Source organism: Paraburkholderia sp. A1RI_3L (assembly GCF_048957895.1).
Classification (GTDB): Bacteria; Pseudomonadota; Gammaproteobacteria; order Burkholderiales; family Burkholderiaceae; genus Paraburkholderia; species Paraburkholderia kururiensis.
Map to the genome: position 1 here is coordinate 159,670 of NZ_JARCHA010000008.1, position 15,977 is coordinate 175,646.

14 protein-coding genes are annotated in these 15,977 nt (G+C 65.9%); 5 read left to right on the forward strand and 9 right to left on the reverse strand.

Annotation, left to right across the window (positions count from 1 at the left end):
• Positions 1–19 precede the first annotated feature (19 nt).
• From PXJ20_RS21455 to sapR, 7 genes are all read right to left on the reverse strand, one after another.
• Positions 20–799 carry an ABC transporter ATP-binding protein gene (locus tag PXJ20_RS21455; protein WP_421031101.1) on the reverse strand — a complete coding sequence of 260 codons (780 nt, stop codon included), beginning with the start codon at positions 797–799 and terminating at the stop codon, positions 20–22.
• Positions 796–1,704 (reverse strand): ABC transporter ATP-binding protein, encoded by a 909-nt coding sequence (locus PXJ20_RS21460; protein ID WP_421031102.1) that lies wholly within the window; start codon positions 1,702–1,704, stop codon positions 796–798. Before PXJ20_RS21460 ends, PXJ20_RS21455 begins: the two co-directional genes overlap by 4 nt.
• A complete protein-coding gene (gene nikC, locus PXJ20_RS21465) occupies positions 1,705–2,622 on the reverse strand; it encodes a nickel transporter permease (protein WP_421032592.1) in 918 nt (305 codons plus the stop codon). It lies immediately after the preceding gene.
• A gap of 128 nt (positions 2,623–2,750) precedes the next feature.
• Positions 2,751–3,827, reverse strand: a complete 1,077-nt coding sequence (locus tag PXJ20_RS21470) for an ABC transporter permease (protein WP_421031103.1) — start codon at positions 3,825–3,827, stop codon at positions 2,751–2,753.
• Between the two features lie 71 nt (positions 3,828–3,898).
• A complete protein-coding gene (locus PXJ20_RS21475) occupies positions 3,899–5,500 on the reverse strand; it encodes an ABC transporter substrate-binding protein (protein WP_421031104.1) in 1,602 nt (533 codons plus the stop codon).
• A 99-nt stretch (positions 5,501–5,599) separates the two neighbouring features.
• Positions 5,600–6,166 carry a D-alanyl-D-alanine dipeptidase gene (ddpX, locus tag PXJ20_RS21480; RefSeq protein ID WP_421031105.1) on the reverse strand — a complete coding sequence of 189 codons (567 nt, stop codon included), beginning with the start codon at positions 6,164–6,166 and terminating at the stop codon, positions 5,600–5,602.
• 32 nt (positions 6,167–6,198) lie between these two features.
• Positions 6,199–7,188 carry a sap1 transcriptional regulator SapR gene (sapR, locus tag PXJ20_RS21485; protein WP_017777453.1) on the reverse strand — a complete coding sequence of 330 codons (990 nt, stop codon included), beginning with the start codon at positions 7,186–7,188 and terminating at the stop codon, positions 6,199–6,201.
• 200 nt (positions 7,189–7,388) lie between these two features.
• Between sapR and PXJ20_RS21490 the strand changes: the two genes are divergently transcribed.
• Both PXJ20_RS21490 and PXJ20_RS21495 read left to right on the forward strand, forming a co-directional pair.
• Positions 7,389–8,000, forward strand: a complete 612-nt coding sequence (locus tag PXJ20_RS21490) for an IMPACT family protein (protein ID WP_421031106.1) — start codon at positions 7,389–7,391, stop codon at positions 7,998–8,000.
• 94 nt (positions 8,001–8,094) lie between these two features.
• Positions 8,095–9,009 (forward strand): LysR family transcriptional regulator, encoded by a 915-nt coding sequence (locus PXJ20_RS21495; RefSeq protein ID WP_026121976.1) that lies wholly within the window; start codon positions 8,095–8,097, stop codon positions 9,007–9,009.
• A 70-nt stretch (positions 9,010–9,079) separates the two neighbouring features.
• Here PXJ20_RS21495 and PXJ20_RS21500 read toward each other — a convergent pair whose 3' ends face one another.
• The gene (locus PXJ20_RS21500; RefSeq protein ID WP_421031107.1) at positions 9,080–10,237 is read right to left on the reverse strand and encodes a pyridoxal phosphate-dependent aminotransferase; all 1,158 of its coding nucleotides are present in this window, start codon (positions 10,235–10,237) and stop codon (positions 9,080–9,082) included.
• Between the two features lie 492 nt (positions 10,238–10,729).
• Here PXJ20_RS21500 and PXJ20_RS21505 point away from each other — a divergent pair, with 492 nt between their 5' ends.
• The 3 genes from PXJ20_RS21505 (at position 10,730) to PXJ20_RS21515 (ending at position 14,716) form a co-directional block, all read left to right on the forward strand.
• Positions 10,730–12,319: an inorganic phosphate transporter gene (locus tag PXJ20_RS21505; protein ID WP_421031108.1), complete on the forward strand. Its 1,590-nt coding sequence runs from the start codon at positions 10,730–10,732 to the stop codon at positions 12,317–12,319.
• A gap of 568 nt (positions 12,320–12,887) precedes the next feature.
• Positions 12,888–13,373 carry a DUF2844 domain-containing protein gene (locus tag PXJ20_RS21510; RefSeq protein ID WP_026121975.1) on the forward strand — a complete coding sequence of 162 codons (486 nt, stop codon included), beginning with the start codon at positions 12,888–12,890 and terminating at the stop codon, positions 13,371–13,373.
• Positions 13,374–13,387: 14 nt separating this feature from the next.
• Entirely contained in the window at positions 13,388–14,716 is a 1,329-nt protein-coding gene (locus PXJ20_RS21515; RefSeq protein WP_421031109.1) for a DUF3443 family protein, read from the forward strand.
• A 224-nt stretch (positions 14,717–14,940) separates the two neighbouring features.
• Here PXJ20_RS21515 and ppk2 read toward each other — a convergent pair whose 3' ends face one another.
• A complete protein-coding gene (gene ppk2 / locus PXJ20_RS21520; RefSeq protein WP_017777446.1) occupies positions 14,941–15,861 on the reverse strand; it encodes a polyphosphate kinase 2 in 921 nt (306 codons plus the stop codon).
• Positions 15,862–15,977: the final 116 nt, after the last annotated feature.

Sequence of the window (15,977 nt, forward strand, 5' to 3'; positions counted from 1 at the left end):
AGCACCTCAAAGCACCACCTCAAAACGCCGCATCGATCCCGATGCCGGCCGCCTTGCGGTGATATCCGCCCGTCGCGAGCAGCAGGCTGCGCGTGTAATCGTGCTCGACCTGCTGCGCGCGCACGGCTTCAACCGAAAGCTGCTCCACGATCTCGCCGTTGCGCATCACGGCCACGCGCGCGCACAGAAAGCCCACCACCGCGAGGTTGTGACTCACGAGAATCATCGTGAGCCTGCGCTCGCGATGCAGCCTTCGCAACAGGTTGAGAATCTCGGCCTGCACGGAAACGTCGAGCGCCGATGTCGGCTCGTCGAGCAACAACACGCGCGGCTCCACGATCAACGCCCGTGCAATCGCCACGCGCTGCCGCTGTCCGCCCGAAAGCTGATGCGGGTAGCGAAACCGGAACGACGGCCCCAGCCCCACTTCGCGCAATGCATCGGCAATGCGTTCGTCCTCGCGGTCAAGCCCGTTGATGGCGAGCGGCTCACGCAGCGTCTGGTCCACCGTGAAGCGCGGATGCAGCGACCCATACGGGTCCTGAAACACCATCTGCACGTTGCGCCGGAAAGCGCGATCGGGCTTCGCGCCTACGGCGTGGCCTGCGATCTGCGCACGGCCTTCGACGATGGGCGCAAGACCCGTCAAGGCCCGCAGAATGGTCGACTTTCCCGAGCCCGATTCGCCGACGAGCCCGAACACCTCGCCCTCGTCCACATGAAAGCTCGCGCCGCGCACAGCATCGAACGGACCGGTTTGCGTGCGAAAGCGCACCGTGATGGCATCGACGTCGATCATGGCCGCACTCCTTCGCCGGTCCCGGCTTGATGGGCGCGGTCATTCAGCCACGCGGGATCGCGTTCGAGCACCGGCAAGATATCCGGCGGGTTCGTGAGCGGCGGATTGGCCGCCAGCAGCCCGCGCGTATAAGGATGCTGCGCGTGCACCAGGTCGCGCGCCGCACAGGTTTCCACCACCCGTCCCGCGTACATCACGACGACGCGGTCGCAGAACGACATCACGAGCGGCAGGTCGTGGCTGATGAACACGAGGCCCGTGTCGTGCCGCTCGATCATCTCGTCGAGAATTGCGAGCACCTGCATGGAGACGAGCACGTCGAGCGCGCTGGTGGGCTCGTCGGCCACCAGCAGCTTCGGCCCCGCGGACACCATCATCGCGATCATCACGCGCTGCCCCATGCCGCCCGAGAGTTCGTGTGGATACGCCGTGGCTACGCGCTGCGGATCGCGAATATGCACCGCGGCGAGCGCCGCAAGAATCTTCTCGCGCATGGCGCGGCGGCCCAGCTTCGGTTCGTGCAGCGCGAATGCCTCGCGCATCTGCGCGCCCACGGTCATGACCGGATTCAGCGAGTACTTCGGGTCCTGCAGGATCATGCCCATCTCGCGGCCGCAGAGTTTGCGCCGTTCGCGCGCGGCCATGCCGATCAGGTCCGCGCCGTCGAAGCGCAGCGTCTTCGCGCTCAATTGCGCGGCGGGCGGTAAGAGGCCCAGCAGCGCGCGGCCCGTGAGCGACTTGCCCGAGCCCGATTCGCCCACAATGCCAAGCCGCTCGCCACGCTTCACCGTGAGCGAGAGGCCCCGCACCGCTTCAGTGAGCGCGCCGTCGTGGCCGCGAAAAGCGATACGAAGATCTTCTATTTCGGCGAGCGGCGCGCTGCCAGAGCGTTCGGTTGCCATCATTCAGTCTCCATGCCGCGGGTCGAACACGTCGCGCAAGCCGTCGCCCAGCAGGTTGAACGCAAGGCTGACGGCGAGAATCGCGCAGCCCGGAATGGTCGCGACCCACCACGCTTCCAGCAGCACGTTGCGGCCCGATGCCACCATGAAGCCCCATTCAGGACTGGGCGGTTGGGCGCCCAGTCCTAGAAACCCCAAGCCCGCGACGGTCAGGATGATGCCGGCCATATCGAGCGTCGCGCGCACGATCACCGACGACGAGCAGAGCGGCACGATATAGCGCAGCAGCAGCCGCGCGCGCGAGGCGCCTTGCAGCCGCGCCACGTGGATGAAGTCGGCCTGCACGAGGCGCAGCGTTTCGGCCCGCGCAAGGCGCGCATAGGCAGGCCACGCGGTGATCGAGATCGCGATCACCGCGTTCACGACGCCCGGGCCCAGCGCAGCCGCGAACGCCAACGCGAGCACGATCTTCGGAAACGCGAGCGCGATGTCGGTCACGCGCATCAGCACGTTGTCGATCCAGCCGCCGAAGAAGCCCGCCGTCGTACCGATCAGAAGACCGATGGGCACCACCACGAGCACGACGAGCACTGCGATGGAAAGCGTGATGCGCGCGCCGTAGATGAGCCGCGAGAGAATGTCGCGGCCCAGTTGATCAGTGCCGAGCCAGTGCGATGCAGAGCCCGGCGGCAGCAGCCGGTCGGAGAGCACCTGGCGCAGCGGATCGTGCGGCGCGACGAGCGGCCCGAACACCGCGAGCGCCACGAGCAACGCCAGAATGGCGAGGCCGAAGAGCGAGAGCGGATTGCTCGCGAAACGCCGCCAGCGCCGGTACGCGCGGCCCAGCGCCGCCTGGCCGCGCGAGCGTGGCGCGTCGGTCAGAAGCCAGGCGCGCCAGTGCGTGGCGGGCGTCGGCTCCATCACGGCCTGCGCGGCGCCCACGGGCTCATGAGGCGCCTCGTCCTGCGACGCCTGCGCGGCGCCGTCCGGAAGCTTGACGAGGTCGGTCGAATCGGAACGCGGGTGCACGGAAACGGTTCTCCAGAACATCAACGGGCACGCGGATCGAACACGCGGTAAAGCGCATCCGTCAGCAGATTCAGTGCAATGAACGTGACGCCGATCACGAGCGTGCTGCCCAGCACGGCATTCATGTCGGCATTGAGCAGCGCGCCGGTCAGATAGGAACCGATGCCGGGCCAGGCGAACACGATCTCCGTGAGCACCGACCCTTCCAGCAGGAAGCTGTACGAGAGCGCAATGACGGTGAGCAGCGGCACCATGATGTTGCCGAACGCGTGCACCCAGATCACGCGGCGCTCGGGCACGCCCTTCGCACGCGCGGTGGTGATGTACTCCTGGCTCAACTGGTCGAGCATGAACGAGCGCGTCATCCGGCTCAGATACGCGACCGAGTAGTAGCCCAGTATCGCGGCCGGCAGCACGATGTGCGAGAGCGCGTTGAAGAACACGTCCCATTCGCCCGCAATCAACGCGTCGATCAGCAGGCTGCCCGTGTGCGTATCCACCATGCCGTCGAACATGGGGTCGAGCCGGCCCGGCCCCGACACCCAATGCAGCCGCGCATAGAACAACAGCAGCCCCATGAGCCCGAGCCAGAACACCGGCACCGAGCTGCCGATCAGCCCCACGAAACGCGCCACGTGGTCGATCCAGCGGTTATGCCGCGCAGCGGCGATCACCCCCAGCGGCACGCCGATCAGCACGCCGATCAGCGTCGCGAGCGTGGCGAGTTCGAGCGTGGCCGGGAACACGCGTTTGATGTCGTCGATCACGGGGTTCGCCGTGAGCAGCGAGATGCCGAGATTGCCGTGCAGCACGTCGCGCGCATAGAGCCAGAACTGCACTGCGAGCGGCTGGTCGAGCCCGAGCTGCGCACGCGCCGCCGCATAGGCCGTGGCGGACGCGCGGTCGCCCACCACCATCAGCACCGGGTCGATGGGCACCTTGCGGCCAATCACGAACGTGACGGCGAGCAGCCCCACGAACGTGATGGCGAGCGTGACAGCCCAGCGCAGCACGCGCAGCGTCCAGCGCACGCTCGCGTGGCGCGCCGCGCCTTTGCGCAGGGTTTCGAGCGGCGTAGCCGGCATCGACAGGGACATGTTGATTTCCTCCAGCGAGAGGCGCGGGCGCGCCTCTCATGCCGCGCTTATGACCACGCTTATCGCCACACTTATTGCTTCTTGACGTGCAGGTACGACACGAGGTCGTTGATCGGGCCCACTTCGAGGCCGGTCACGCCGGGTCGCGCAGCGACCTGCGAAACCTGCTGGAACATGATGACGAACGGCGAGCGCGCGAGCAGTTGCTTCTGCATGGTCTGATACAGCTGCGCGCGCTTCGCGGACGACGACTCGGCCAGCGCCTCGTTGGTTTCCTTCGTGAGGTCGGGGATGTCCCACGAATTGCGCCACGCGAGCATCTTGTAGGCCGACTTCTCCGAGTTGTCCGGATTCCATGCGAAGCCCTGCGCGTTGCTGTGCGGATCGATGTAGTCCGCCGACCATTCGCCGATGTAGATATCGTGCTGGCGCGCGCGGTACTTCGCGAGCGTCTGCTTGTTGTCGCCGGGAATGATCTCCACCTTGATGCCGCCCTGCGCGAGATTGGCCTGAACCGCCTGCGCGATCTCGCTATAGGGGTAGCCGTTGCGCACGTCCATCGTCACGTTGAAGCCGTTCGGCAGGCCGGCTTTGGCGAGCAGCGCCTTGGCCTTCGCCACGTCCTGATGGTAGGGGTTCGTGTTCAGCGCGCCGAGGAAGCCTTCGGGCAGGAACGTCTGGTGCACCTTGAAGGTGGTCTTCGCGATGTTGGTCTGAATGCCGTTGTAGTCGATCAGCCATTTCATGGCTTCCTGCACTTCGGGCTTCGCGAGGTTCGCATTCTTCACGTTGAGGCCGAGGTACAGCAGCGTAGCCTGCGGCACCGCCGTGATGTGCGCCTTGCCCGATTTTTCGAGCGCGGCGAGGTCGTCGGGGCTCAGGTTGCGGGCCACGTCGGCGTCGCCGTTTTCGAGCAGCAGCCGCTGGCTCGCCGCTTCGGGCACGTGACGCAGCACGATGCGCTTCATGGCGAGCGGCAGACGGTAGCCGTCGAAGCGCTGCAAGACGATGCTCTCGTTCGCCGTCCACTTCACGAGCCGGTACGCGCCGGAGCCCGCTTCGTTCGTGCGCAGCCACTCGTTGCCGAAGTCGTTGTTCTTCTGGTGGGTGAGCAGCAACTGCTTGTCCACCACCGATGCCGGCCACGCGCCCAGCACGTTCAGCACGAAGGTCGGCGCGTACTTCTGGTCGGTGGTGATGCTGACCGTCGTGTCGTCTATCTTCTTCACGCGTTGCAGCACGTTGTCCTTCGTGAGGCCAATGCCTTGCAGCACCGCAGCCGCGCCCTTGTCGAGCAGCACCGTGCGCTGAATGGACCAGGCCACGTCGTCTGCCGTGAGTGGGTTGCCCGAGTGGAACTTGAGGCCGCTCTTGATCTTGAACGTGAAGGTGAGTCCGTCGGGGCTCACGGTCCATGACTGCGCCACGTCGCCATTGAATTTCGAGGGGTCTTTGAGATCCACCCGCACGAGCCGGTCGTAGGTGTTCGCAATGTATTCCTCGGGCACGAGTTCGTAGACTTCGCCCGGATCGAGCGTGGAAAACTCGTCGAGCATCGTGGCCATCACGAGCATGTCTTTCGGCGTGGCGGCCAGCGCCGGCGCGCCAAACCCGAAGCCCAGAGCTGCCGCCATGCTGGCCGCGGCCAGCCCATTGCGCAAAACGCGATTCATGTTCGCTCCCGTAAGTGGTCGTGCAGTGGTAGTGAAAATAGGTGTATCGGCAAAACTGGTTATCCGCTATGCGCTGCGTCAGGGCGTTACATCTGGACGCTACATCAACCGCAACGGGCCGCTTTCTTCGTTGTCGATGAGAGGCAACGCCATTGCGCCGGGCAGTTCGTAATGCCACCACTCGCTCTTGATGTGCGTGAAACCCGCGGCGTGCATCACGCCGATCAGTTGCAGCCGGTTGCGCTGCACGTGCTCGGGCAGGCCGGGGTGAAAGTGCTCCGATTCGATGGTCATTGCGTCGAAGCCCGTGCCCATTTCGAGCGCGTTGCCTTCGGTGTCGAGCAATGTGAGATCGAGCGCCACGCCGCGGCTGTGGTGCGAGCCGCGCTTCACGTCCGCCACGTAGGTAGGGTCCGGCAGGAAGTCCCACAGCACCTGCTGCGCTTGCGGCGGGCGGTAGGCGTCGAAGATGCGCAGCGTGTAGCCGCTTGCACGCGCAATCTCCACGGCACGGCGCAGCGCGGCTTCCGCGGGTTCGAGCAACAGGCAGTGGGCCGCCTTATAGATGGGCTTGCCCGTCAGGTTGCGGTCGGTCGCGTAGACGATGTCGAGATCCACGCCGTGGCTTTCGGGCGTGATGGGAACGAGGCGGTGCGGGTGCGTCATGAATGAGGTCATGAATGGGGTCACGAAGGGTGTCACGAAGAGGCAGACGTAGTGCGATGCGATTGACGGGACGCCGGCACGTCGAACTGTTCGAGTTCGCGCTGCAGCTCGCGGTTGCGGGCCACGCGCGCGTCGATGGCGGGGCCGAGCCGTTCGACCACCGACGTAATGAGCAGATTGAACAGGCACGTGAGCGGCGCGAGCGAATCCCAGAACTGCCCGACGTCGGTCTTCACCTGGATGAGGTCGCAGGCGAAGTCGCGCGCCCACGGGCAGTAGAGGTCGGTGACGAGTGCGAACGGCAGGCCGCGGCGCGCGGCGGCTTCGCAGTAGCGGCGCGCGATGCGCGAGTACGCGCGCGTGTCGGTCACGATCAGGTAGGGCTCGGCGAACTCGGCATTGAGCGAGTCCACGTACGAGCCCGACATGCCGTCCGAGTAGAACACGCGCGGCCGGATGTATTCGAGGTAACTGTAGAACGCGTTGCTAATGCCGCGCGTGGACTGGATGCCGAGAATGTAGACGGCCTCGGCATGCGCGATGCGCTTCGAGACGTTGGCGAACGCCTCGCTCTGCGCGAGCGCGTAGACGTGGCGGATGGCGTCCAGTTCGAGTTCCAGCGCGTTCGGTGCGCCTGGCGAGGCAAGCGGCGAGGCGATCTGCGACGAGGCTGCCGCGGGCGCTCCTTCGCCGTTCGATGCGGTAGCCGCGTCGTCATGGCCGGCGCCGTTCTGGCCTGCGGCAGCGCGCCGGCGGTACTCGTCGAGCCGGTCAGTAATCATCCAGGGCCGTTCGAGCGCGCCGCGCAGCTCGCGCTTGAGATCGTCGAGGTTGCGGTAGCCCACGCTGCGCAGAAAGCGCCCCACGGAGATGCCGCTCGTGCCCGTGCGTTGGGCGATCTCGTCGGCGGTCTCGAGCCCGAGGCGGTCGAGGTTCGCCAGCATGTAGCTCGCAATACGCTTGGCGGTGGGCGTGAGCCCGGCAAAACTGGCTTCGACGGTCTGGGCGAAGGTGGGTCGCATCGCGCGGTGTGGTGAGTGGGTTGATTAGCGTGTTGGTTAGTTATCTGTCATTCGACAGCCGAATGACATGCATCTAACAAAACCAATAAACCCAGCGCCAGCTTAAAAATTCAATCGGCATAGATGAGCCGATAGCCGGGCCGATAGATGGGCCGATAAGCCGCCACGGTAAAATCGCGGGGTTTCCGGCAAACCGCTACATGACCTACACGCTCGCCCATACCGTTACCGCGGAACTCGACATCCGCAAGAGCCGCTTCCTCGCCTGTGCCGTGCCCGTTGCCGACCGCGACGCCGCAATGGAGGTGCTGCGCGGCCTGCGCCAGCAGCATCCCACGGCTACGCACGTGTGCTGGGCGCTGCTGGCGGGCGGCCAGTCCGGCATGTCGGACGACGGCGAGCCGTCCGGTACTGCGGGCCGGCCCATTCTCGAAGTGCTGCGCCATCACGACCTGGACGGCGTGCTCGCGGCCGTGGTGCGCTACTACGGCGGCGTGAAGCTGGGCGCGGGTGGCCTCGTGCGCGCTTACACGGACGCCATTGCGACGGCGCTGCAAGACGCGCCGCGCGTGGAGCGCATCGCTCAGGCCTTGCTGACCGTGGAGATCGGCTATGCCGACGAAACGCGCGTGCGGCGCTGGATGGAACAGGAAGGTTTCACGCTCGCGGATAGCCGCTACGCGATGGGCGTTCAATTCACCATCAGCATGCCGGCCACGATGGTGGAACGCGCACGCGATGCGCTGCGCGACATGACGCAGGGTCGCGCGGTGTTCGTGGAATCAGAGGATTCGGCGGATTCGGCGGACTAGCCGACGCATCATCAGGTGCATTGAGCGCGCCAAGCGCATTCAGCGTGCACGCCATGCCGACTCAGGCACAACAACGAACGAGGATCGCAACATGATGGACCGGTTTCTGGCGATGAAGGTATTCGCCCGCGTGGTCGAATCCGGCAGCTTCACGAAGGCAGCCGAAACGCTGCAACTCACGGCGCCGCAGGCCTCGCGCATCATCCAGGCGCTCGAAGCGCATCTGGGCGCGCGGCTCCTGAACCGCACCACGCGCAGCGTGAGCGTGACCGAAGACGGCGAGCGCTACTACCAGCGCTCGCTGCGCGTGCTCGCCGAAGTGGACGAGATGGAGTCGGAACTCACGCATGCCCGGCTGAGCCCGAAGGGCAAGATCAAGGTCAACATGCCGGCGCTGATCGCGAAAACCTCGATCATTCCGGCGCTGCCCGAATTCTTCGCGGCGTATCCCGACATCGAAATCGAAATGGGTCTCTCGGACCGTCAGGTGGACATCGTCGAAGAAGGCGTGGACTGCGTGATCCGCACCGGCGAGCTGGACGACTCGGGGCTCGTGGCACGGCGCATCGGCAACATGGGGCGCGTGACCTGCGCCGCGCCCGCCTACCTCGACAAATACGGCGAGCCGAAATCGCCCGAGGACCTGAGCGGGCACATCGGCGTCAACTACGTGTCGAGCAACACGGGGCGCGTGCGGGCCTGGGACTTCCAGGTGAACGGCAAGACCGAACTCTTCGACATGAAAAGCATGATCGCCGTGAACGAGGTGGGCGCCTACGTGGCTTGCGGACTGCAAGGGCTCGGCATCGTGAAGGGCACGCGCTTCATTCTGGAGCCCTATCTTGCCAGCGGCGCGCTGCGCGAGATCCTGAAGGACTACCCTTCCATCCCGCGCCCCATCTCGATTCTCTACTCGCCCAACCGGCAGTTGCCGCACCGCATCCGCGTGTTCGTCGACTGGGTGGCAGCCGTGTTCGCGCGCGAGCCGCTGCTGCAATGCACGGCGTGAACGCCGCAAGCACGGCGGCGGCAGCGGCAAGCGGCAAGCGGCAAGCGGCAAGCGGCAAGCGGCAGCGACGTTACACGCCCCAGGCGCGGCGCACGCGCTCGCGAATATCCGCTAGCCGCGCAACGGGCTCGTTCGAAAACACGAAGCGCAGATAACGGCCCGCGTCAGGCCCCCAGCCCGACATCGCGGTAGCCGCCACCTCGCCCTTCGCGAGCAGCAGCCGCGACGCTTCCTGCGGCGCGAGCCCCAACTGTTCCGTGTCGATCAGCAGCGACCAGCCGCCGTGCGGCGGCACCACCGGCAGGCCGCGCAAGGCATCGAGCAGACAGTCGCGGCGCGCCTGCCATTCGGCAACGGCCTGCGCGACACCGTCGTCGGCACAGGTGAGCGCGGCCGTCGCCCCCGGCATGCCGATGCCCACCTGGCACACCACGTTCGAGAGGCTCGTGAGCCGCACGTCGGCCATGATCGGCTCGGGGCCCACAATCCAGCCCACGCGCCAGCCGATCATGCGGTACTCCTTCGACACGGAACCCACCGTCATGGTCCGCTCGCGCATGCCGGGCAGCGCCGCGGGATGAATGACCTCGCGGCCATCGAACAGGATGCGTTCCATCGCGGCGTTGTAGACGAGCCATGCGTCGGCGCGGCGGCAATGATCGGCAATCGCGTTCCATTCCTCGGCATTCGCGACGAAACCGCCCGGCATGGAAGGCGACACCATGAGGAACGCCCGCGTGCGCGGCCCGACGGTTGCCGCGAGACTATCCAGATCGAGGCGCCAGCCCGCAGCGCCGGGCACGAGCCGCACAAACACGGGCACGCCGCCCGCCAGCCGCACGCGGTTGATGAGGCCCGCGTAGGTCGGATCGGTGAGCACCACTTCGTCGCCAGGCTCCAGGATGGAAAGCAGCACGTTGAGGATGCCCGCGAGGCCGCCCGCGGAAACGATGCATTCGCTGGCGGGATCGTAGACGGCACCGGCCGTGCGCTGCATGCGCGCGACCACGGCCTCGCGCAGCGCCGTCTGGCCGATGAACGGCAGGTAGCTGTTGGCGTCGTCGTCGTCGATGGCTGCGTGCGTCGCGCGGATGGCTTCCGCGGGCGGACGCAGGTCCGTGTCGAGATTTTCCAGCCGCAGGATGTTGCGGTTGTGTTGCGCGTCCGCGGCGTCGCCCATTCGGTCCACGCCAATGCCGGGAATCATCTTGAGACGGGAAACGGTCATGCCTTCCTCCCTCGGTTGATGCCCGCGCGCTCCCGCAGCGCACGAGTCTGCGCGAGCGACGCCAGAGCGGTCTTCTGCCAACGTCCGAGCAGCCGAAGACCGCCCGGAACTGCGCGCGCCAAACCAAACTCACCCCAAAGCGACCCCAACGCGGTCGCATCCATACAAAACCGTCATCAAGCCGACATTCACATTCGCCACGATGGACGGGGACCCGCTTGTTGGTCCGCTGTTCGTTCGGCTTTCGGGTCAGCTTTCGGTGCGCTGTTCTGGCACGCGCTTGATCCCGCTCTGAGCCCGCTCTGAGCCTGCTTTCGAACCTGCTTCTGGCCCGTTTTGAGCCGGTTTCGGGCTTGCTTCAAGGCCCCTTCAGGGCCTGCTTCAAAACCCCTTCAAGGCCGCTTTCAGGCCCGATCCCGAGCGCCCCCGCCCCGGCCGCGTCCTGCCAGGGCCGCTCCCGATCTCGACACCCTAATGAGGAGAGACAAGGCAATGCCAGACCTTTCGTATCCCCAGCAGGCCACTGCCGGCGCCGCGCGCGGCCGCAACGCAAGCCTGGCCGCATTTCTCGCCGTGCTGCTGATCGGCGCCGTCTACGTTGCAACGCACCTGATCGGCGATCTCGCGCCCGTGCGCGAGGGCTCCATCCTGCCCTGGCTGCTGCTGGGCGTGGCCCTCGCCATCGCGCTCGGCTTCGAATTCGTGAACGGCTTCCACGATACCGCGAACGCCGTGGCCACCGTCATCTATACCCATTCGCTCACGCCGAATGCGGCCGTGATCTGGTCGGGCACGTGGAATTTTCTGGGCGTGCTCACGTCCACGGGCGCCGTCGCGTTCGGCATCCTGCAACTGCTGCCTGTGGAGCTGATCCTGCAGGTGGGCAGCAGCGCAGGCTTCGCGATGGTGTTCGCGCTGCTGATCGCGGCCATCATCTGGAATCTGGGGACGTGGTACTTCGGGCTGCCGTCGTCGAGTTCGCATACGCTGATCGGCTCCATCATCGGCGTGGGGCTCATGAACCAGCTGATGCACGGCGCCTCGCGCACAAGCGGCGTGGACTGGAGCCAGGCGCTGGGCGTCGGCAAGTCGCTGCTGTTTTCGCCGGTGGTCGGCTTCCTGCTTTCCGCGCTGTTGCTGCTCGTGCTCAAGGCGCTCGTGCGCGTGCCGGCGCTCTACGCCGAACCCAAGGGCAACGAAGCGCCGCCGTTCTGGATTCGCGCGCTGCTCGTGCTGACGTGCACGGGCGTGTCGTTCGCGCATGGCTCCAACGACGGCCAGAAGGGCATGGGGCTCATCATGCTGATCCTGATCGGCACGGTGCCCACCGCCTACGCGCTCAATCGCGCGGTCACGCCGGCTGAGACGCAGACCTTCATCGCCGTGGCGCACGAGGCCGCCGCCACCTTCGGCAAGTACACGAACGGCGTAGCGGCGCCCGCGCAGCCGCGCGTCGAGGCAGAACGCTACATCGCGAGCCGGGAGCTGTCGCCCGCCACGGTGCCGGCCATTCAGGCGCTCACGCTACGCATTGCGGACCAGGTGGGCGCGTCGCCCTCCATGGCCGCCGTGCCGCAGAGTGAAGTGGGCAACGTGCGCAACGACATGTACGTGGTGTCCGAAGCCATCCGGCTCATGGAAAAGGCGAAGCAGCCCGTCTTCGCGGCGGCGGATGCCGGCGCCATCGACAACTTCCGCAAGCAGGTGGACCACGCCACCAAGTTCATCCCGACCTGGGTGAAGGTGGCCGTGGCGATCGCGCTCGGACTGGGCACGATGGTGGGCTGGAAGCGCATCGTCGTGACGGTGGGCGAGCGCATCGGCAAGCAACATCTGACCTACGGGCAAGGCGCCTCGGCGGAACTTGTCGCCATGGCGACGATTGGCGCGGCCGACGTGTACGGGCTGCCGGTCTCCACGACGCACGTGCTCTCGTCGGGCGTGGCGGGCACGATGGCGGCCAACGGCTCGGGGCTGCAATGGGGCACGGTGCGCAGCCTCGTGCTGGCCTGGGTGCTGACACTGCCGGCCTCGATCGCACTGGCGGGCGCACTGTACTGGGTGTTCCGCCACGCGTTCTGACGGGCGGACGGACGTGGTGCGCGGTGCGCCGCCGCCATTCGGCGGGCGGGATGCGGCGCACTGCCTTCCCGCGCGGCCGTCCGAAGGATGAGCCGGGACGCGCCACCTTTCCGCGTGGCCTTCCGAAGGAAGAGCCGCCACGCGCCGCCTTTCCGCACAACCCTCCGAGGGATGAGCCGCCACGCGCCGCCTTCCCGCGCGGCCTTCCGATGGGTAAGCCGCGCCCCGCACCTTCCGGTCGGCGGACGCGCCACACACGTCGCGGCCGCCCCATTTTCCGCGCCGCTGTTTTCTCCGTTCCGCCTTGTCAGCCTGAGGGCGTCGCACGCGCCAGGCGCTCCCGCGGCCATTCATTTCGGATCATTGATCGAACGCTGTTCCGCTACGATTGCGTTGCCGCGTCTTACCCGCTGCCGCGAACGCCAAGCCCAGCGGGGCTGCGACTGCTTACCGGCGTAATCGCCCTTAAGAATTCCCTTTAACTGCCGTCATTCCCCATTGGGTGACCCATGAATCACCTGTTGTCGCACCACTCACCCAATAAACATAAAACGTTGGATATTCGCGAATGAGAAGATTCGATACGAGGGTTTTGTCGCCCGTTGCTGTCGCGCTCGCCGCGGCCGCAATCGTTTCCGCCTCGCCGGCCTATGCCGAGCTGGGCGCCGCTCCGACCTGGCAGCCCGCCAGCACCACCAACACGCGGATGACGCAGCGCATCAACGCCGCTGCCGTGCTGTTCCGCGTCAACGAGACCACGCTGCCGAGCGGCACGGTGGTTCGCGAATACGTCGGAACGAACGGCACCGTGTTCGCCATTGCGTGGCAAGGCCCGCAGATGGCGCCGCTGAACACGCTGCTCGGCACCTACTTCCCTGCCTACGTACAGGGGCTCGCTACTGCGCATGCGGCGCAGCACAACGGATACGGACCCGCCACCGTCCAGCAGTCGAACCTCGTGGTTCAGACGGGCGGACACATGGGTTCCTTCACGGGCCGTGCATGGCTGCCGCTCGCGGTGCCGGCCGGCTTCAACACTGACGATATCCAGTAAGCGAGATAACCCTCATGTCCAGCAAATTCGCATGGTTTGGCGCGATCGCCGGCTTCTGTCTCGTTCTGGCCGCCTGTGGCGGCGGCGGTGGCGGCGGCTCCAGCACGACCACGACGACCAGTTCCGGCACGACGTCGGGCAGCACCACGACGTCCGGCAGCACGAGCAGTTCGACCAATTCCACAAACACCACGCCGTGGGCCGATGCAACGGCTACGCCGACCGCCGTCAACGGCACCAACGCGGTGGCGATCAGCGTGTCGAGCCAGCCGTTCGGGCTCGTGAATGCGCCGATGGTGAGCGTGACGGTGTGCCAAGCCAACACCGGCGCCACGGGCTCCACCTGCTCGACGATCCCGAACGTCCTGCTGGATACCGGCTCGTATGGCTTGCGGCTATTCGCATCGGTCGTGCCTTCGAACACGATGAATGCATTGGCGGCACCGACTGTCGCCGAATGCGGCCTCTTCGTCAGCGGCTACACGTGGGGCGGCGTGCGCAACGCCGACATCAAGCTCGGCACCGAAGTCGCCACGAACGTTCCGGTGCAGATCATCAGTGACTCCGCGATCTCGGCATCGGCTCCGAGCGAATGCCAGATCGGCACGGCCATGAACACGCCTAATGCGGCCTTTGCCAACGGCATTCTCGGCGTCGGCAGTAGTCAATACGACTGCGGCACCGGGTGTGTGAGCGGCGCGCAGAGCGGCGCGTATTACACGTGCTCGGGTTCCCCGTCCACCTGCACGGCTACCACCCAGCCGCTCGCCTCGCAGGTGCAAAACCCTGTCGCCCTCTTCCCGACCGACAACAACGGCGTGATCGTGGAAATGGCGCAGGTGGCGGATCTGGGCGCGACAACCGCCTCAGGCACGCTCGTATTCGGCATCGATAAAGCAAGCAACAGCGTCTTGTCTGGAACTGGCGCCACGCTGCTCAAGACCAACAACGCGGGCAACTTCACGGCCACCTACAAGACGCAGACCTTCACCGACAACGCGTTCTTCGACTCGGGCTCCAACGGCCTGTTCTTCCCGGACTCGACCATTACACGCAGCGGTTCGTGGTACGCGCCCAGCACGACGCTGCCGCTCACGGCCTCGCTCACCAATTCGAGCGGGAATGCCTCGGCGACCACCACGGCGCTGAACTTCAACGTGGCCAACGAAATCGTGCTCGCCAACACCGGCAACTTCGCGTTCAACGACATCGCGGGCACGGCCAGCGGCATGATGGACTTCGGCCTGCCGTTCTTCTACGGACGTCACGTGTACGTGGGCATCGTCGGCAAGACGTCGACCGGCGGCGGCACGGGGCCCTACGTCGCGTACGTGTCGCAGTAATGCCGCAGTAATGCTGCAGTGATGTCGCAGTGACCCGCTGACCGTGGCCGTCTGAAGAACGACACCGCAACGGTCAGCAGCAACCCCGCCTCGGCGGAGCCGGCAACAAAAAAACGCGCGGCGCAGGCACTGGCAGAAACCAGTGTCCGCGCCGCGCGTTTCGTCTTTCAGGCTCTGAAACCGCTGCGGTTACAGTTGGCGCGCTGCTCCCGCAGCGCCATGGCTCAATACACCTCGGGCACCATCATCGCCCCCGGCACGGGCTGGCGGATGTAGTCCGGATGATGCACGCGCGCCGGCAACGCCACGGCCGGATGCTCGATCTCGTGGTACGGCACCTGGCTCAGCAGATGGTGGATGCAGTTGAGCCGCGCGCGCTTCTTGTCCACGGCGTGCACCACCCACCACGGCGCCTCGGGAATGTGCGAGCGCTGCAGCATCACTTCCTTCGCCTGCGTGTAGGCTTCCCAGCGGCGCCGGCTTTCCAGATCCATCGGGCTCAGCTTCCACTGCTTGAGCGGGTCGTCGATGCGGCTCTGGAAGCGGATTTCCTGTTCGTCGTCCGTGATCGAAAACCAGTACTTGACGATCTGGATGCCGCTGCGCACCAGCATCTTTTCGAATTCGGGTACGGAGCGGAAGAACTCCTCGTATTCATCGTCGGTGCAGAAGTTCATGACGCGCTCCACGCCCGCACGGTTGTACCAGCTGCGGTCGAACAGCACCATTTCGCCGCCCGCCGGCAGATGCGGCACGTAGCGCTGGAAATACCACTGCGTGCGCTCGCGGCTGTTCGGCGCGGGCAGCGCCGCGACGCGGCACACGCGCGGATTGAGCCGCTGCGTGATGCGCTTGATCGCGCCGCCCTTGCCCGCCGCATCCCGCCCCTCGAAGATCACGACGAGACGGTGGCCCGTGTGCACGATCCAGTCCTGCAGCTTCACGAGTTCGCCCTGCAGGCGGAACAGCTCCTTGAAGTAGAGCCGGCGCGTGCTGCGAGCCTCGTCGGTGAACGCGGCCTCGCCGTCGAGGATGCGGTCGTCCACCTCCATCTCGAGTTCTTCGTCGTACGCGTCGATCAGTTCTTCCTCGAGCCGCCGCTGCCGCTCAAGCGACATATCGGGCTTGCGGTCTTCGTCGTTCATCGGCTTCCTCCTCGCTACGAAAATGGGTCGCGTGCTGCTTGCGCGGATTGCACACGTGGCGCGGCACAAAATGGCGCGCCCCATTATCTGATGCCACGGTGTCAACCGTATTACCC